The sequence below is a fragment of the Rhodococcus sp. 15-649-2-2 genome, from assembly GCF_002258645.1.
Lineage (GTDB): Bacteria > Actinomycetota > Actinomycetes > Mycobacteriales > Mycobacteriaceae > Rhodococcoides.
In genome coordinates, this window is sequence record NZ_NPFM01000021.1 from 1 (window position 1) to 18,289 (window position 18,289).

Genomic DNA, 18,289 nt, shown 5'->3' on the forward strand with positions numbered 1-18,289 from the left:
ACAAGCTCTACCAAGGACAACTCCACCGCCCTGCAGCCTAGAATCGTGTCCCACATGTACCGAGACACCCGTGTCCCACATGTATCAAGACAGCACACGTAGCAGGGGTCGAGTTTCCGCTCACATGGGCGGCCTCGAAGTCGTTGCAGTGCAGACAATTCGGGCATTCTTCGGGTGACGGTGATGATTGACGGTCGATTTTCAGGAAGTTGACCGCACATCCTCAGGATCGAGGTCGACAGTGATCGACTGTGACCATCCAATCTGTGAGCGCCGAATCTGGACTCGACGTGAGTCGACCGCGCTGGGCGATGCCCACTCTCGCTGCCCTTCTCGTCGGAACAGCAGGGGCCTACGCCCTCGATCTGAACCGCGAGCACTGGGGTAATTCCTTCTATGCGGCGGCCGTTCAGGCCGGCTCGATCAGTTGGAAGGCGTTCCTGTTCGGTTCGTCCGATGCCGCGAACTCCATCACGGTGGACAAACCGCCTGCGTCGCTGTGGATCATGGAGCTATCGGTACGAATCTTCGGCCTCAACTCGTGGTCGCTGTTGTTGCCGCAGGTGCTGATGGCCGTGCTGAGCGTGGGAATCATGTACGCGATCGTCGCCCGTCGATTCGGCTACGGGGCAGCACTGATTGCGGGCGCGGTATTGGCCACCACCCCGACCTTCGCACTGATGTTCCGCTACGACAATCCCGACGCCTTGCTCACCCTCACCCTGTTGGGGGCAGCGTGGGCGATGCTGCGAGCTATCGAAGACGGACGCGCTCGCTGGCTGGTGCTGACCGGCGCTGTCGTGGGTCTCGGATTCCTGACCAAACAGCTGCAGGCGTTCCTCGTCGTTCCCGCTCTTGCCGTCGCCTACGCCGCGTTCGGTCCGCCCAAACTCGGAACTCGACTTCTGCAGTTGCTGGCCGCCGGTGCCGCGGTGCTCGTCTCCGCGGGATGGTGGGTTGCGATCGTGCAATTGGTGCCTGCGGCGGACCGGCCCTGGGTCGGTGGATCGAAGACCGACAGCATTCTGGATCTGACCTTCGGCTACAACGGCTTGGGTAGGTTGACCGGTAACGAACATGCGGGCACTGCCGGATCGTCTGCCGGTGATGCAGCGCAGGCCGGCGGTTTCGGGCCGGGTGGGCACGGACCGCAGACGGGCATCACCCGGATGTTCGCAGCCGCCCAGGGTGGTCAGATCTCGTGGCTGATTCCGGCCGCACTGGTGCTCGTGGTCGCGGGAATCGTGTTGCGCGGCAAAGCTCCTCGGCGGGACTTTCAGCGCGCCTGGTTCGTGATGTGGGGGCTGTGGCTCGTCGGGTGCTCGGTGGTGTTCAGCTTCATGTCGGGCACCTTCCACCCCTACTACACGATCGTCGTCGCTCCGGCGATCGCCGCCATCGTCGGAGCCGCTGTCCGCGAGCTGTGGGTGAGGCGCGAAAAGGCCGCGTGGCGTGCGGTTCTCGTGCTGGCATCGGCGATCACGACGGCTACCTCGTTCGTTTTTCTGGCGCGAAGTCCCGAATTTCTGCCGTGGCTGCGGTGGGTGGTGCTGGGAGTCGGGGTTTTCGTCGCAGTGGCCCTGGCGTTCCGCCGGTCCCGATCGATGTCGATTGCACTGGGGGCGATGGCAATTGCGGTCGCTCTTGCCGGCCCCGTCGCGTACGTCGCCGATACCGTGGTCACTCCGCACACAGGAGGTGGCCCGTCGGCCGGGCCCGCGGTTGCATCCGACCAGGCCGCGAATCGAAGTGGTCGAGGGGGTGAAGATGCCGAGCGGTCAACGCAATTCGGCTCTCCATCGGCTCCCGACGCGGAGCTGACCGCACTCCTCGAGGCCGATCCGCAGAAGTACACCTGGGCGGCGGCGACGATCGGATCCAATGCCGCCGCGGTCCTACAGCTCGCGACCGACGACCCGGTGATGCCGGTGGGCGGATTCTCCGGAACCGACCCGTCGCCCACACTCGACCAATTCGAGGCCGACGTGGCCGCGGGAAAGATTCATTACTTCATCGCGGGAACGGGCAAGACCAGGCCGTCGGCGATCGGTGACTGGGTGGCCGCGACCTTCGCGCCGAGGACCGTCGGTGATTACACGGTGTTCGATCTGAGTGCCTGAGGCAGTGGTGCGGTTGAGTGCCTCAGGGGGCACTCAACCGCACCGCTGGCCGTCAGCGGCCTTTTTTGATGGCCTCGAATACCTTCGGGTCGACGAGGGTGGAGACGTCGCCGAGTTCGCGGCCTTCGGCGACGTCGCGGAGGAGGCGTCGCATGATCTTGCCGGAGCGGGTCTTGGGTAGCTCGGGGACGATGGAGATCTCGCGCGGCCGGGCGATCGGTGAGATCTCCTTGGAGACTTGGGCTTTGAGTTCGGCGATCAACGCATCGCCGGTGTTCTCCTCGCCGGCGCGCAGGATGACGAATGCGACGATGCCCTGTCCGGTGGTGTCGTCGGCGGCTCCGACGACGGCGGCTTCGGCGACACTGTGGTGGGTGACCAGTGCCGATTCGACTTCGGAGGTGGAGATGCGGTGGCCGGAGACGTTCATGACGTCGTCGACGCGGCCGAGGACCCACAGGGCGCCGTCGTCGTCGTACTTGGCGCCGTCACCGGCGAAGTACCAGCCTTCTTCGGCGTAGCGGGACCAGTAGGTGTCCTTGTAGCGGTCCATGTCGCCCCAGATGCCGCGCAGCATCGCCGGCCACGGTTCGTCGAGGACGAGGTAGCCGTTGCCGCCGTTGCCCAGCGGCTTGGCGTCGTCGTCGACGATCTTGGCCGAGATACCGGGCAGTGGGGTCATGGCGGAGCCGGGTTTGGTGGCGGTGACGCCGGGCAGTGGGGAGATCATGATCGCGCCGGTCTCGGTCTGCCACCAGGTGTCGACGATCGGGGCGGTGCCGCCGCCGACGACGTCGCGGAACCAGCGCCATGCTTCGGGGTTGATGGGTTCGCCGACGGAGCCGAGCAGGCGGATCGAGGACAGGTCGTGGGCTTCGGGAATCTCCTTGCCCCACTTCATGAACGTGCGTACGAGGGTGGGGGAGGTGTAGTAGATCGAGACCTTGTACTTCTCGATGACGTTCCAATGCCGGTGCTCGTCGGGCGAATTGGGGGTGCCTTCGTAGACGACCTGGGTGGCGCGGTTCGAGAGGGGGCCGTAGACGATGTAGGAGTGTCCGGTGACCCAGCCGATGTCGGCGGTGCACCAGTAGACGTCGGTGCCGGCCTTGTGGTCGAAGACGTTGTGGTGGGTGTACGAGGTCTGGGTGAGGTAGCCGCCGGAGGTGTGGATGATGCCCTTGGGCTTACCCGTCGTGCCGGAGGTGTAGAGGATGAACAGGGGGTGCTCGGCCGGGAACGGCTGCGCGTCGTGTTCTGTCGAGGCCGTGGCGACGGTCTCGTGCCACCACAGGTCGCGTGGTGAAGTCCAGGCGACGTCGGAGTCGGTGCGCTTGACGACGAGGACGTGTTCGATCGAGGCCGCTCCGTCGACTGCTTCGTCGACGGTGTCCTTGATGGGGGCGGGTTTGCCGCGTCGCCATTGGCCGTCGGTGGTGATGACGAGTTTGGCTTCGGCGTCGTCGATGCGTGAGCGCAGTGCGGTGGCGGAGAAGCCGGCGAAGACGACCGAGTGGGTCAGGCCGAGGCGTGCGCAGGCGAGCATCGAGACGATGGCCTCGGGGATCATGGGCATGTAGATCGCGACGCGGTCGCCGGAGACGAGGCCGAGTTCGGTGAGGGTGTTGGCGGCTTGGCTGACCTCGGCGAGCAGGTCGGTGTAGGTGACGTCGCGGCTGTCGCCGGGTTCGCCTTCCCAGTGGATGGCGACCTGGTCGCCGTGGCCGTCGAGGACGTGGCGGTCGACGCAGTTGTAGGCGACGTTGAGCTCGCCGTCGGCGAACCATTTGGCGACTGGGGCGTCGGACCAGTCGAGGACTTCGGTGAACGGGGTGTGCCAGTGGAGCCGGCGGGCTTGTTCGGCCCAGAACCCGAGTCGATCCTTCTCCGCGGCGGCGTAGAGATCCGCCTGAGCGTTCGCCTGAGCCGTGAACTCGGCCGAGGGTGCGTAGGAAGCAACCGCGGTCTCGTCGGTTCCGGAGGTACTGGTCGTCATCTCGAATAGCTCTCTTTCGTCCGATGCTTTTCGCCCATGAAACGGCACTCAACAGCCGGTCTCGAGCCCCTAGTGAGGGTAGTCACATGTGATGGCGATCGCACCGTTGCAATCGCCTGCAACCCCCTGATCTGCGGTGATCGGTAGTTTCTGCACGGTGGGCGGTCATCAGGGCGGTCATCAGGGCGCTCGGGGAGTCGGCTCGGCAAGGCTGGAGTCCGCACTGTGAGAAATCGACTTGCTCAAACGTTTCGATCATGTTTCCGACTTACTCGCGGGTCAGCAAAATCTGGGGGAGTTCACATGTTCGTTTCAGGATGTGTCTAAAGTCCATCCCATCAGATCGTTGGAACGGCTCACATGCCGTGCCATGCGGTCGCCCACGAAACCCCCGGGCGTCGCGCCCGAGGAACTGAGCACGGATGACCCCGTGTTCACATCTGGATGGAGGATTTCCTTGCGTATCAAACGTGCCGCGGTAGTCACCACGGCTGTGCTGATGAGTGCGAGCCTGCTCGCCGCCTGTGGCGGTGGTGGCTCGAGCTCCGGCGGCAGCGCCGACGGGATCTACAGCATCTACATCGGCGAGCCCGAGAATCCGCTGGTTCCCGGCAACACCACCGAGAGCGAAGGCAGCCAGGTCCTCAAGGCACTTTTCACTCCGCTGGTCACGTTCAACGACGAAGACAACAGCGTCGAGTACAACGGCGTCGCCGAGTCCGTCGAGTCCGAGGACAACGTCACCTGGACCGTCAAGCTCAAGGACGGCTGGACCTTCCACGACGGCACGCCGGTCACCTCGGAGTCCTTCACCAAGGCGTGGAGCTACAACGCATTGAGCACCAACGCTTTCGGTGCTTCCTACTTCTTCGAGAACATCGAAGGCTACGCAGATCTGCAGGGCAGCGACACCGCCGCGCCCGCCGCGACCGAACTGAGCGGACTGAACGTCGTCGACGACACGACCTTCACCGTCAAGCTCAACGGACCGTTCGCCATCTTCCCGTTGACGCTCGGCTACACCGCGTTCGATCCGCTGCCGGAGGCGTTCTACGCCGACCCGACGGCATTCGGTGCGCGCCCGATCGGTAACGGCCCGTTCAAGGCCGACTCGGACTTCGTCCCCGGACAGGGCTTCACCGTCACCAAGTACGACGACTACGCAGGCGACAACGCGGCCAAGTCCGCAGGCGTCAACTTCAAGGTCTACACGGAGCTGAACACCGGCTACAACGATATCCAGGGCGGTGGACTCGACATCATGCTCGATCTGCCCGAGGATGCTTGGGCCACTGCGCGTGATCAGTTCGGTGATCGTTACGCCGATCGCGCTCGTCCCGATATCACCTCGCTCGGCTTCCCGACGTACGACCCGCGGTTCCAGAACCCGAACGTGCGCAAGGCATTCTCGATGGCCATCGATCGCCAGGCCATCGCGACGGCGATCTTCACCGACACCCGCACCCCCGCAGACTCCTTCGCCTCTCCCGTGGTCGAGGGCTACCGCGCGGACGCGTGTGGTGCCACCTGTGAGCTCAACGCCGACGAGGCCAACCGCCTGCTCGACGAGGCCGGCTTCGACCGCAGCCAGCCGGTCGACCTGTGGTTCAACGCCGGTGCAGGCCACGACTCGTGGATGACGGCCGTGGGCAACCAGATTCGCGAGAACCTGGGCGTCGACTACGCACTGCGCGGCGATCTGCAGTTCGCTCAGTACCTGCCGCTGCAGGACGCCAAGGGTATGACCGGCCCGTTCCGCTCGAGCTGGATCATGGACTACCCGTCGATCTACAACTTCCTGTCCCCGCTGTACTCGTCTGCGGCACTGCCGCCGGCCGGTAGCAACGCCACCTTCTTCAGTGACCCGGCATTCGATGCCGCATTGGCAGAGGGCAACAACGCCGAGGACATCGAAGCTGCGACGGCGGACTACCAGAAGGCAGAGGACATTCTGTTCCAGCAGATGCCCGCTACCCCGCTGTTCTACGGCCTGAATCAGGCAGTGTGGTCCGATCGCGTCTCCGACGTCAAGATCGACAACACCGGCGACATCGTCCTCGAGGACGTCGTAGTCAGCTAATAACGGACACCGGTGGGTGGCAACGGATGTGACTCCGTTGCCACCCATCGGTTCGTTTCGGCGGTGGGCTGTACGCCCGCCGAAGACCTGCGTAAGCGAGACCCGATTCGCAGGATCGCCGCATCCAAGGAGAAACCACAGTGGGTCGCTACATATCCCGCCGATTGCTGTTGACGATTCCCGTCCTGATCGGCTCCTCTTTTCTCATCTTCGCCATGGTGTACGCATTGCCCGGTGATCCCATCCGCGCCCTTGCCGGTGATCGCCCGCTCGCCCCTGCCGTCGTCGCGCAGCTGCGAGACGAGTACAACCTCGACGACAACCTGTTCGTCCAGTACTTCAAGTACATCGCCGGATTCTTCCAGGGCAACTTCGGCACCGACTTCTCCGGCCGCCCCGTGCTCGACACCATCGAGCGGGCCCTGCCCGTCACCATCAAGCTGACGATTGTCGCCGTGGTCTTCGAGACGGTCATGGGCATTGCAGCCGGTGTCCTGTCGGCCCTGAAGAAGGGGTCGTTCTTCGACAACCTCGTGCTCATTTCGACGACGTTGCTGGTCTCCGTCCCGGTCTTCGTGCTCGGCTTCATCGCGCAGTTCACGCTGGGGGTGAAACTGGGTGTCTTCCCGATCTCCGGTATCAACAACGGGTGGTCGAGCTACCTGCTCCCCGGCCTGGTGCTCGCGTCGCTGTCGATGGCCTACGTCGCCCGATTGACTCGTACGTCCGTGGCGGAGTCGATGGCGGCGGATTACATCCGCACCGCGAAATCCAAGGGAATCAGCAACCGCCGCATCATCGTTCGCCATGCGCTCCGTAATTCGCTGATTCCCGTCGTCACCTTCATCGGTGCCGACGTCGGCGGTCTGCTGGGCGGTGCGATCGTGACGGAAACGGTGTTCAACCTGCCGGGTCTCGGCCGCGCTATCTACGACGCACTGGCGCGTCAGGAAGGTGCCGTCGTCGTCGGCATCGTGACGCTCTTCGTGTTCTTCTACATCTTCTTCAACCTCGTGGTGGACGTTCTCTACGCGGTTCTCGATCCAAGGATTCGCTATGAATAAGGAAGATACGAACGCAGCTCACCACGCCGCGGACGAGGGCCAGCCGGGCAACGTCATCACCGGCGAGGCCGTGGATCTGGTCGGCCAGGCCAGCCTGTGGGGCAACGCGTGGAAGTTCTTGCGCAAGAGCCCCTTCTTCATCATCGGGTCGTTCCTGCTCGCTGTGCTCCTGGTGATGGCGGTGTTCCCGCAACTGTTCGCTCGGGGGATCGACCCACGGGTGTGCTCGCTGTCCGACTCGCGCCAGACCCCCAGCGCCGAACACTGGTTCGGCACCGACATTCAGGGGTGCGACTACTACGCCAACGTCATCTACGGTGCGCGGATCTCGCTGTCGATCGGTGTGCTGTCGGTCATCGGCGTGCTCATCATCGGTGTGCTGATCGGTGCTCTCGCAGGGTATTTCGGCGGTTTCATCGACAGCATCCTGGCTCGGTTCACCGATGTGTTCTTCGGAATCCCGCTGCTGCTCGGTGCTCTCATTCTGTTGACCGTGACCGCACAGCGCACGATCTTCACCGTCTCTCTCGCTCTGATCGTGTTCGGCTGGATGACGGCGATGCGACTGGTCCGATCGAGTGTCATCGCGATCAAGAACAGCGAGTACGTCCAGGCCGCTCAGGCGCTCGGCGCGTCCACGTACCGAATTCTGGTGCGGCACATTCTGCCCAATGCCCTTGCGCCGGTGATCATCTACGCCACCATCTCGGTGGGTACGTTCATTGCGGCCGAGGCGACACTGACGTTCCTCGGAATCGGACTGCAAGCTCCCGAGATCTCGTGGGGCCTACAGATCAACCTCGGTCAGAACGTGTTCCTGACGGCACCGTACCTGGTGCTGTTCCCGGCCGCGTTCCTCTCCGTCACGGTGCTCGCGTTCATCATGCTCGGCGACGCACTCCGTGACGCACTCGATCCGAAACGGAACTGACATGAGTATCCAGAAGGACACGGTCCTGACCGTCACCGATCTGACGGTCGAGTTCGAGGTCGAGAAGGTGTGGCGCAAGGCCGCCGATTCCGTCTCGTTCACCGTCGCGGCCGGTGAAGTACTGGCCATCGTCGGTGAGTCCGGATCCGGTAAGTCGACCACTGCCATGGCCATTCCCGGTCTGCTGGCGGACAATTCGCGCGTCTCGGGCAGTATCGTGCTCGGCGACAAAGAATTGGTCGGGCTGCCGGAGAAGCAGCTGGCTCCGATCCGCGGCAAGAACGTGGCGGTCATCTTCCAGGAGCCCATGACGGCGCTCAATCCGGTGTACTCCATCGGGTGGCAGATCACCGAGGCCATCCGCGCGCACACCTCGCTGTCGAAGAAGGAAGCGAAGGCGCGGGCCGTCGAGCTGCTGAAGCTCGTCGAGATGCCTGATCCGGAGACTCGGGTGGACTACTACCCGCACCAGCTCTCCGGTGGTCAGCGTCAGCGCGCCATGATCGCCCAGGCGCTGTCCTCGGATCCGTCGCTGCTGATCGCGGACGAGCCGACCACCGCATTGGACGTCACGGTGCAGGCCGAGATCCTCGACCTGATGCGCGACCTGCGGAACCGAATCGACGCGTCGATCGTGCTGATCACCCACGACATGGGTGTGGTGGCCGACATGGCCGACCGCATCGCGGTGATGAAGGACGGCGTCATCGTCGAAACCGATGCTGCGCAGAAGATTTTCAAGGATGCGTCGCATCCGTACACGCAGCAGTTGCTCGCCTCGGTTCCGCACCTCGGCAGCAGCATCGAGTCGGTGGCCGCGGGGACCATCGCCGAGCCGAGCGCCGTCGAGGACACCCGCGCACTGAGCATCGTCGACGGCGTCATCGACTACCCGGGCCGCACGGTCTTCCGGGCTGTCGACGGGGTCAGTCTCGATATCGAGATGGGTGAGGTGGTCGGTCTCGTCGGCGAGTCCGGCTCGGGCAAGTCCACGATCGGCAAGGCCGTGGTGGGCCTGAACAAGCTCACCGGCGGCTCGTTGTCCATTGCCGGCGTCGACATCACCAACATGTCGAACCGCGAACTGCGCGCGGTGCGCAGCAAGGTCGGCATCGTGTTCCAGGATCCGGGTTCGTCGCTGAACCCGCGCTGGCCGATCGGTCAGTCGATCGCCGAGCCGATGCTGTTGCACACCGAACTCGGCGCATCCGAGCGAAACAAGAAGGTCGAGGAGCTGCTCGACCAGGTGCACCTGTCGCGAACCATGCGCAATCGGTACCCCCACCAGTTGTCCGGTGGGCAGCGCCAACGAGTCGGTATCGCACGGGCGCTGGCCCTGGAGCCGACGCTGCTGGTGGCCGACGAACCGACGTCCGCGTTGGACGTGTCGGTGCAGGCGAAGGTGCTCGAGCTGTTCAAGGAACTGCAGCGTGAGTACGGTTTCGCGTGCTTGTTCATCAGTCACGACCTCGCTGTGGTGGAGGTGCTGGCCAAGCGCATCGCGGTGTTGAACAAGGGCAAGTTGGCCGAATTCGGTACGACGGACCAGATCCTGCGTCGTCCGACCAACGAGTACACCAAGCGGTTGCTCGCGGCCGTCCCGGTGCCGGACCCGGCCGAACAGGCCAAGCGTCGCCAGGCCCGCGCCGAGCTGTTGGCGGCAGGGGCAAAGTAGGGGTGAGGGGAGGGGGTACCGTCGTCTGTCGTGACGGACCCCCTCGCCCCGCTGTTGGAACTGCCCGGAGTTGTCGACTCCGCCGAACGCGCGCGTGACGCTCTGGGCGCGGTGCATCGACACAAGACCAACCGTCGCGGCTGGCCGGCCAACGCGGCCGAGGCTGCTGTGCGTGCAGCTCGGTCGTCGTCCTCGCTCGAGGGTGGTTCGATGGATTTTCCCCGCGAGGGTGAAGAAGGCGACCCCATCCTTGCCGGCGCACTCCGCGTCGCCGCCGCCCTGGACGGTGACGCTCTGCAGAACACACTGTCGACCTGGAAGCGCGCCCCGTTGCAGACCCTTGCTCGTCTGCACTTGTTGGCCGCGGCCGACCTCGTCTCCGACGCGTCCGCCCTCGGTCGTCCTCGCGGCGACGCGGGAGTCGGCGAGCGACTCGATCTGCTTGCTCAGCTGGTGACCGGTGGCACCTCTGCACCCGCCCCGGTGATCGCAGCGGTGGTGCACGGTGAGTTGTTGACGCTCAAAGCTTTCGGATCTGCCGACGGCATCGTTGCGCGTGCTGCATCGAGACTGGTGGCAGCATCGTCGGGATTCGATCCACACAACCTCGGCGTGCCCGAGGTGAGCTGGATGCGTCGAGCGAACGCGTACCGAGACGGCGCATCGGGATTTGCCGAGGGCACCGCGACCGGCGTCGGCAGTTGGGTGATCCTGTGCTGTGGAGCTTTCGAAGCCGGTGCGGCAGAAGCGACTTCGATTGCCGAGGCTGCGCAGTAGTGAGCACGTAAAAGGGCGGCGATGCCGACTCGCGTCGACGTCGCCGCCCGTTAGCACGGAGCGCCTGGTTACCAAGCGTGCACAGGTGGGCTGTGATGGACTACCACGTGGCCTCGGCGAGGATTCGACAGTGATGAGGTCATCCCTGCAACCGGTGCAGGGTTCTTGCTGATCATTGGCGAATTTCGCAGGCCCACAGCGCTTCTGCCATTAGGTGGCAAGCTCCGCGTGGGTGCCGGTGTCCGTGCTGGGAATCCCGGTCGGGAGAGCGAATCTTCTCTTCCGATTCGTTCTTGGCCTTGCGTTCTTCCGTACGTCCTTTGTACCCCGTGACGCGCCTCACATCAAGGGTTTGTGCCTCATCGTTTTCTACGAAGCAGCCCGTAGGTGATCACACCTGCGGCAAGAGCGCTGAAACTTGCTGCGGCACTGACCGCTACGGTCTTTCCGGACGGGGTCTGGATACGCGATCGCAGCGAGACCGGGTTGGAGAACGTGAGAATCGGCCATCCGTTGGAGGCGGCTTCCTTGCGCAGTGCGCGGTCGGGGTTGACGGCAGTCGGGTGCCCGACCGCGCGGAGCATCGGTACATCGGTGATCGAATCCGAATACGCGTAGCTCGAAGCCAGGTCGTAATCATGTTGCGCTGCCAGGGAGTTCATGGCGTCGACCTTTCCCTCGCCGTAGCAGTAGAAGTCGACCTCGCCGATGTACTTGCCGTCCACGGTCACCATCGTGGTCGCCATGCTGTGGTCGGCTCCCAGCAGTTCTGCGATGGGATGCACGATTTCGTCGCCGGACGCCGATACGATCACGACGTCGTGCCCTCTGAGCTTGTGGTCGGCGATGAGGTCGGCCGCCTCGGCGAACACGAGGGGATCGACGATGTTGTGCAGGGTTTCTGCAACGACTGCCCGTACCTGTTCGACGTCCCACCCGGCCGTCATGCTCGCGATGTGGGCGCGCATGCGTTCCATCTGGTCGTGATCGGCCCCGGAGAGCAGGAACAGGAACTGCGCGTAGCTGCTTTTGAGCACTGCCCGCCGGTTGATCAGACCTTGGTCGAAGAACGGCCTGCTGAATGCAAGCGTGCTGGACTTCGCGATGATCGTTTTGTCGAGGTCGAAGAATGCCGCGACGCGCGCTGGGCGTCGGCCGGCGGGGGCGTCGTCGTTGCTCGCGCTCTGGGTCACGTTTGTCACCATAGTGGCAGGTGGTGACCGGAGGATGTCCTGTGGTGGCACTGGCGGACTCGGCCGAAGTTCGTCCAGAAAATCCGACAGTTGAACTTGCAAACAAGGACATCCACGGGTGTAGTATTTTCTATGAGCCCGGTTCATCCCGGGCGGTGTTCAGCCCGACCCCCCGGGGCTGAACCAGACGACCCTCGCCTCCTCCCCCCCTGGCGAGGGTCGTCCTCTTTTCAGGGGTAGGTCGAAAAGTGGTACAGAGGTACCGGTATTCATCCACAGGGCCGAATCTATCCACATTCCCCCAAGTCGCGCGCATCTCGAGCAGATTCTCACGCAGGCTTGGCTCATGAAAACGGACCGGTTACAGCACAGCGCACACTCGTCCGTCGCGATGTCGATCGAACTTCGCGGTCTGCGCGAGGACGTGTATCGAATTGCGGCGGCCGCGGATTGTGTTGTGGAAGAGCAGAACTTACTGGTCGGTATCGATTCGACACGGTCGATCTGGGATCACGCCGGGACTGTTTTGATCGATTTTGCTTCCGCCGAGACTGCTCTGTCGATCGGATATTCGCGACGAGCGGGTGTCGTTCTCGTGACTGCTGCAACGCCGACACTCGACGACTGGCGAACCGCCACCGCGCTCGGTGCCGAACAGGTGATCTCGCTGCCCTCGGACGAGGATGCATTGGTGCGCCTGCTGGGCGAACCGGCGTCGGCACCGACAGGCGACGGGGGAGTCATCGCCGTTGTCGGCGCGCGGGGTGGAGCAGGATCGTCGACGCTCGCCGCTGCGCTCGGTCTGAGTGGTAGCAGCGCGGGTCGGCGTGCATTGCTCGTGGAGGGCGACCGGTACGGCAGTGGACTCGATCTGTTGCTCGGCTGGGAGAACACGCCCGGTCTGCGGTGGTCCGGGTTGGTCGTCGAAGGTGGTCGAGTATCCGCCGACGCCTTGCACGGTGCACTGCCCTCCCGGGACGGGCTGTCCGTGTTGGCCCTCGGCAGATCCGAGAGCCGGAGCCTCGGGCTGACTGCCGTCGCTGTGACGGCTGTGCTCGACGCAGGACGCGCAGCGGGCGATCTGGTGGTGTGCGATGTCCCGCGTCATCCCGGCGACACCTCCGACGCTCTGTACGCCGCCGCGGACCTGGTGGTTCTGGTGCTGCCGGCCGAGCTGCGCGCCGTCACGTCCGCAGAAGCGATTGCAGCGCACGTGGCAGATCGAAATGCCAACGTCGGCATTGTCGTTCGAGGACCTGCACCGGGCGGGCTGCGGGCCGATGATATTGCCGTTGCCCTCGATCTACCGCTGTTGACGTCGATGCGTGCCGAGCCGGGATTGGCCGAACGACTCGAGCGGGGCGGCCTCGTTCTCGGTCGACGTTCGCCCTTGGCGGCAGCGGCGAGCGGCGTGCTGGAGACCTTCGCGCAGAAGCCCGGCGCAGGGCGGTGGGCGGCATGAGCGCCGTTGTCACTGCGGATCTGTTGGACCGCGTCCGTGATCGCCTTGCTCTGTCTGCCGCCGCTCCCGTTCCGGCGACCGTGGCCGCGGCCATCCGAGCCGAGGCAGGTGGTGTCATCGGTGACACGGATATGCTTGCGGCGCTGCGGGTTCTGCAGACCGAGCTGACCGGAGCGGGCCCGCTCGAGCCGCTGCTGTCCGAGCCGGGAGTGACCGACGTGCTGGTCACCGCGCCGGATCAGGTATGGATCGATCGTGGGCGCGGACTCGAACGCACCGAGATTCGCTTCGCCGACGAAGCGGCCGTGCGTCGGCTGGCGCAGCGGCTCGCACTGTCGGCAGGTCGGCGATTGGACGACGCGCAACCCTGGGTCGACGGTCGGCTGCCTGGAGTGGGTCGGGACGTGTTCGGAGTCCGGCTGCACGCTGTGCTGGCACCGGTGGCGAGCGGGGGAACGTGTGTGTCGCTTCGGGTTCTGCGACCCGCGACACAGGGACTAGCAGCGCTGCGTGCATCGGGCGCCGTGACCGACGCCGGCTACGAGCTGCTGCGTCGAATCGTGTTCGGACGCTTGGCCTTCTTGGTCGTCGGTGGTACCGGCGCTGGAAAGACCACACTCCTCGCCGCGATGTTGGGTGAGGTGGATCCGGCCGAACGGATCGTCTGCGTGGAGGACGCGGCCGAGTTGGCACCGGCACATCCGCATGTGGTTCGTCTGGTGGCTCGTGCACCCAATGTCGAAGGGGTGGGGGAGGTATCGGTGCGGCAGCTGGTGCGTCAAGCACTGCGGATGCGCCCCGATCGGCTCGTCGTCGGTGAGGTACGCGGTGCCGAGGTCATCGACCTGATGACGGCTCTCAACACCGGGCACGACGGCGGAGCCGGAACGATCCATGCGAACTCTCCCGCCGAAGTGCCGGCGCGTCTCGAAGCCCTTGCAGCGCTGGGCGGAATGGGACGCGATGCGCTGCACAGTCAGCTTGCCGCGGCCGTTCAGGTGGTGCTACACGTTCATCGCAGCGCGGACGGTACGCGACGGTTGCGGGAGATCGGGGTGGTCGACGTCGATCCGACCGGACGGGTGCACATCGTGCCGGCCTGGTCTGTGGACAGCGACGCACTGCCGGGTGAGAGACGACTGGTCGAACTGCTGGACCGACGCTGCGGCGATGCCCGATGACGGCCGTACTGGTGCTCTTCGCAGTCGCAGTTCTGTTGTGGCCGAACAGTTCCAGGGGACTGGCGCGAGGGAAGCGCAGGGTATCGACGGTGCCGCAATGGCTGGTGCCGAGCTGCGCTGCGCTGGTTGCGGTTGTCGCGGTGTGGTGGCTCGGCGGCGTCTGGGCCGTGGGCGCAGCGGCGGTGGCGGGAGGTACCGGGTGGAGTCGCTACAGGCGGCGGCTGGAGCGCGATCGGCGTGCGATCGAATTGCATTGGTTGGCAACCGGAGTCGAGGTCATCGTCGGCGAGCTTCGGGTGGGGTCTCACCCCGCCACGGCCAGTGCGGTGGCGGCCGACGAATGCGGCGGAATTGCCTCGGCTGCGTTGCGCGGTGCGGCATCGCGGTCCAGGCTCGGCGGCAGGGCTGCCGACGGTATTGCTTCGTCCGATTCGCTGCTGGACGCCGAGCTCGGACGGCTGGCCGCAGCATGGCACGTGGCCGACGAGCATGGGCTCGCGCTCGCTGAACTTCTGGACGCTGTTCGCGACGACATGCTGGGGCGCAGACGGTTTCGCGAGCGAACCGAGGCATCGCTGGCCGGTGCGCGGGCTACGGCGTTGGTGCTGGCTGGTCTGCCGATCCTCGGTGTTGCGCTCGGGCAGCTGATGGGTGCGAATCCGCTGCAGATTCTGCTCGGCGGTGGGGTGGGCGGCATTCTGCTGTGTATCGGAACGGCACTCGGCTGCGCGGGCCTGCTCTGGACCGATGCGATCACCGGCAAGGTGACCACATGATGTGGGCTGCAGTCCTCTGCCTGGCAACGGCGTTGGTAGCGGTGCCTTCGGTCGGCGGCGGACTACGCAGACATGCAGCCGATGGCCGCGCCGAGACCGACACTGTCGATATTTCGAGACCCGACCCACTCGCGGTGGCAACGACATTCGACCTGCTCGCCGCGTGCTTGCGATCGGGCCTTCCGATCGCAACGGCCGCTACAGCCGCGGCGCAGTCCGCTCCCGCCTCGTTCGGGATCGCGTTGCGCAAAGCTGCCGATCTGCTCGAACTCGGGGCCGATGCCGAGACCGCATGGGACGCCATCGCTCACGATCCGGAAACCGAGGCGTTGGCGCGAATGGCACGCCGATCTGCACGGGCGGGCTCGTCCATGGCGTCGGCGATGACGGAACTGGCTGCGACACAACGAACTCGCGCCGAGGACGCGTCGGCCGCTGCGGCCGAACGCGCGGGCGTGCTGATCAGCGGGCCTCTGGGTCTGTGCTTTCTGCCTGCCTTCATCTGTCTCGGGATCATCCCCGTGGTGATCGGACTGGCGGGCAACGTACTGGGTGGCGGTCTGCTGTGACCGCCGCGCCGACAATCTTCCGTTGCGGAACTGCCGCGTCGGACAACAGGGAGGGGAATCGAGATGATCGAGAACGCATTGCAGGAGTTGAAGACTCGAATCGTGCTGTTCGGTGTGGAGGACGATGGCATGTCGACCGCGGAGTACGCGATCGGCACCATTGCCGCCGCGGCGTTCGGGGCGGTGTTGTACACGGTGGTGACGGGGGACAGCATCGTGTCGGCGTTGACCGGGATTATCGATCGAGCGTTGAACACCGCCGTCTGATCGCGACCGGTGATGACGGTGCCGTGACGGTGGAGGCGGCGTTCGCGATCGCGTCCATCGTTGCGGTGATCGTGGTGTGCATCGGGGCGATCGTGTCGGTGACGATGCACATCGGTTGCGTGGATGCGGCCAGGGAGACAGCTCGGTTGGCGGCCAGGGGCGATGGGGCCCGGGCCGTTTCGGTGGGGGAGAGGGTTGCGCCGGAGGGGGCTCTGGTGACGGTGAGGGAGGATGGCGAGTTCTTCGTCGCGCGGGTGGAGGTGGAGAGTCCGCTGCCGGGACTGACGTTGTCGGCGGAGGCGGTTGCGGCTGCGGAACCGGTTGCAGTGGAATGAGAACGGGCCTGCGCGACGACCAGGGTGGCGCGACGGTGCTGGCGGCGCTCGCAATGTCAGCGTTGATTGCGGTGGTGGTGATGGTGATGCACGTCGGCTCGGCGGTGGGTGCGCGCCATCAGGCGCAGTCGGCGGCCGATCTCGCTGCGTTGGCGGGTGCGGGCGCACTGGATCGTGGGGTGGCCGACGCTTGCGAGTCGGCGCGATCAGTAGCGAGCAGGATGTCGACCGATTTGCGGAAGTGCACGATCGAGGAGTGGGACGTGATCGTGACGGTGGGGCAACCGGTGTTCCTGGGTCGCTTCGGAATGTCCGACGCCATCGCCTCGGCGCGGGCGGGTCCGGGGTGACGGCTCGCCCGTCCGCCCGCTGGACTGCCCGAATCCGCAAACGCGCGCGCGTTCGCCAGGTGCGAGCGGAATCGCCCTGTTCGAGCTGGCTATTTCGCGAGCGTTCAGCGAATGCGCGCGCGTTTGCCTCGAACCCCGGCCTCGACGTTCCGCCTGCAGCGTTCAGTGTGGCGTCACTGTGCGGGCCCCGGACTGCAGAGGAGCGAGTCGGGTGAGCTGGGTGACGTGCTCCGGGGTCAGCTCTGCAAGCGAATTGACCTGCAGCAGTTGCATGGTACGCACGATTTCCTCGCGCAGGATGTCGATCATGCGGTCGACGCCCTCGCGACCTCCTGCCATCAGGCCGTAGAGGTACGCCCGGCCGACGAGCGTGAACGACGCACCCATCGCGATGGAGGCGACTATATCGGCTCCGTGCATGATGCCCGTGTCGACGGCGACCTCGAAGTCGGAGCCGACTTCTCGGACGACCTGAGGCAGCAGGTGGAACGGAACGGGAGCGCGATCGAGTTGTCGACCTCCGTGGTTCGACAGAATGATGCCGTCGACTCCCAGTTCGGCAAGACGTACCGAATCTGCCACCGATTGAACACCTTTGACGACCATCTTGCCGGGCCAGATCTCCCGGATGACGTCGAGATCCTCGAACGAGATGGACGGATCCATCGCCGAGTTGACCAACTCTCCGACCGTGCCGCCGGTAGAAGACAACGACGCGAACTCGAGCTTGGCCGTGGTGAGGAAGTCCCACCACCACCACGGACGCGGAATGGCGTTGGCGATCGTCGACGCGGTCAACTGCGGCGGGATGGAGAACCCGTTGCGCTTGTCACGCAGTCGAGCTCCGGCGACCGGTGTGTCGACCGTGAACAGGAGTGTGTCGAAGCCTGCCTTTGCTGCGCGTTCGACCAGCCCGAACGAGATGTCGAGATCTCGCATGACGTAGAGCTGGAACCAGTTTCGCCCATTCGGGTTGGTGGCCTTGACGTCCTCTATCGACGTGGTGCCCAGGGTCGAGAGGCAGAACGGAATTCCCGCAGCTCCGGCTGCGGCAGAGCCGGCGTATTCGCCCTCGGTCTGCATGAGTCGAGTGAAGCCCGTCGGGGCGATGCCGAACGGAAGCGCAGACGGCCCGCCGAACACCGTCGTCGAGGTGTCGACGTGGGAGACGTCGCGCAGGATCGAGGGATGGAACTCGACGTCGCGGAAGGCCTGACGAGCTCTGGACAGCGAGATCTCGGCGTCGGCGGCACCGTCGGTGTAGTCGAATGCCGCGCGCGGGGTGCGTCGACGGGCGATGGTGCGGAGATCGTCGATGGTGAGTGCGGCGTTCAGGCGTCGTCGACGCAGATTCAGATCGGGCTTCTTGAACGATAAGAGGTCACGGAGATCGGAGGGGTTGGGTATCTGCCGGGTGATGGGCATGTGACGGTCTCGATTCTGTGGGCTGATCCTCTCCCCACCACACCACCCGAGGTGTTGGCAACGACGAGCAGGGTGGCGTGCCCGTGCC

General features: G+C 64.9%; 16 protein-coding genes. 13 read left to right on the top strand and 3 right to left on the bottom strand.

Annotated elements, in window-relative coordinates; translation table 11 throughout:
• The first annotated feature begins 266 nt into the window (after positions 1-266).
• Positions 267-2,120, top strand: coding sequence for a glycosyltransferase family 39 protein (locus tag CH305_RS11885; RefSeq protein WP_306436920.1), 1,854 nt, complete (start codon positions 267-269; stop codon positions 2,118-2,120).
• 52 nt (positions 2,121-2,172) lie between these two features.
• Here the strand turns inward: CH305_RS11885 and acs are convergent, their stop codons facing one another.
• Entirely contained in the window at positions 2,173-4,116 is a 1,944-nt protein-coding gene (gene acs, locus CH305_RS11890; RefSeq protein WP_094703812.1) for an acetate--CoA ligase, read from the bottom strand.
• Between the two features lie 457 nt (positions 4,117-4,573).
• On the opposite strand from acs, the gene CH305_RS11895 reads away from it, so the two are divergent.
• The 5 genes from CH305_RS11895 (at position 4,574) to CH305_RS11915 (ending at position 10,643) form a co-directional block, all read left to right on the top strand.
• Entirely contained in the window at positions 4,574-6,196 is a 1,623-nt protein-coding gene (locus CH305_RS11895) for an ABC transporter substrate-binding protein (protein WP_032380685.1), read from the top strand.
• A gap of 140 nt (positions 6,197-6,336) precedes the next feature.
• Positions 6,337-7,260, top strand: a complete 924-nt coding sequence (locus CH305_RS11900; RefSeq protein WP_032380042.1) for an ABC transporter permease — start codon at positions 6,337-6,339, stop codon at positions 7,258-7,260.
• Positions 7,253-8,191, top strand: a complete 939-nt coding sequence (locus CH305_RS11905; RefSeq protein ID WP_094703813.1) for an ABC transporter permease — start codon at positions 7,253-7,255, stop codon at positions 8,189-8,191. The genes CH305_RS11900 and CH305_RS11905 overlap by 8 nt, the downstream gene beginning before the upstream one ends.
• 1 nt (position 8,192) lies before the next feature.
• Entirely contained in the window at positions 8,193-9,866 is a 1,674-nt protein-coding gene (locus CH305_RS11910; RefSeq protein WP_037149938.1) for an ABC transporter ATP-binding protein, read from the top strand.
• Between the two features lie 30 nt (positions 9,867-9,896).
• Positions 9,897-10,643 carry an oxidoreductase gene (locus CH305_RS11915; RefSeq protein WP_094703814.1) on the top strand — a complete coding sequence of 249 codons (747 nt, stop codon included), beginning with the start codon at positions 9,897-9,899 and terminating at the stop codon, positions 10,641-10,643.
• A gap of 359 nt (positions 10,644-11,002) precedes the next feature.
• Here the strand turns inward: CH305_RS11915 and CH305_RS11920 are convergent, their stop codons facing one another.
• Entirely contained in the window at positions 11,003-11,848 is an 846-nt protein-coding gene (locus CH305_RS11920) for an HAD family phosphatase (protein WP_230592590.1), read from the bottom strand.
• 334 nt (positions 11,849-12,182) lie between these two features.
• On the opposite strand from CH305_RS11920, the gene ssd reads away from it, so the two are divergent.
• The 7 genes from ssd (at position 12,183) to CH305_RS11955 (ending at position 16,776) form a co-directional block, all read left to right on the top strand.
• Complete coding sequence (gene ssd, locus CH305_RS11925) at positions 12,183-13,298, top strand: septum site-determining protein Ssd (RefSeq protein ID WP_179278269.1); 1,116 nt, start codon at positions 12,183-12,185, stop codon at positions 13,296-13,298.
• Entirely contained in the window at positions 13,295-14,479 is a 1,185-nt protein-coding gene (locus CH305_RS11930; protein ID WP_094703976.1) for a TadA family conjugal transfer-associated ATPase, read from the top strand. The genes ssd and CH305_RS11930 overlap by 4 nt, the downstream gene beginning before the upstream one ends.
• Positions 14,476-15,255, top strand: coding sequence for a type II secretion system F family protein (locus CH305_RS11935; protein ID WP_094703815.1), 780 nt, complete (start codon positions 14,476-14,478; stop codon positions 15,253-15,255). The genes CH305_RS11930 and CH305_RS11935 overlap by 4 nt, the downstream gene beginning before the upstream one ends.
• Positions 15,252-15,824: a type II secretion system F family protein gene (locus CH305_RS11940; RefSeq protein WP_094703816.1), complete on the top strand. Its 573-nt coding sequence runs from the start codon at positions 15,252-15,254 to the stop codon at positions 15,822-15,824. The genes CH305_RS11935 and CH305_RS11940 overlap by 4 nt, the downstream gene beginning before the upstream one ends.
• Positions 15,825-15,887: 63 nt before the next feature.
• Positions 15,888-16,091 carry a DUF4244 domain-containing protein gene (locus CH305_RS11945; RefSeq protein WP_032380048.1) on the top strand — a complete coding sequence of 68 codons (204 nt, stop codon included), beginning with the start codon at positions 15,888-15,890 and terminating at the stop codon, positions 16,089-16,091.
• 23 nt (positions 16,092-16,114) lie between these two features.
• Positions 16,115-16,426 (top strand): TadE family type IV pilus minor pilin, encoded by a 312-nt coding sequence (locus CH305_RS11950; RefSeq protein WP_094703817.1) that lies wholly within the window; start codon positions 16,115-16,117, stop codon positions 16,424-16,426.
• Positions 16,423-16,776 carry an Rv3654c family TadE-like protein gene (locus CH305_RS11955; RefSeq protein ID WP_094609312.1) on the top strand — a complete coding sequence of 118 codons (354 nt, stop codon included), beginning with the start codon at positions 16,423-16,425 and terminating at the stop codon, positions 16,774-16,776. Before CH305_RS11950 ends, CH305_RS11955 begins: the two co-directional genes overlap by 4 nt.
• A 162-nt stretch (positions 16,777-16,938) precedes the next feature.
• On the opposite strand, the gene CH305_RS11960 is transcribed toward CH305_RS11955, so the two are convergent.
• Positions 16,939-18,201, bottom strand: coding sequence for an alpha-hydroxy acid oxidase (locus CH305_RS11960; protein ID WP_094703818.1), 1,263 nt, complete (start codon positions 18,199-18,201; stop codon positions 16,939-16,941).
• Positions 18,202-18,289: the final 88 nt, after the last annotated feature.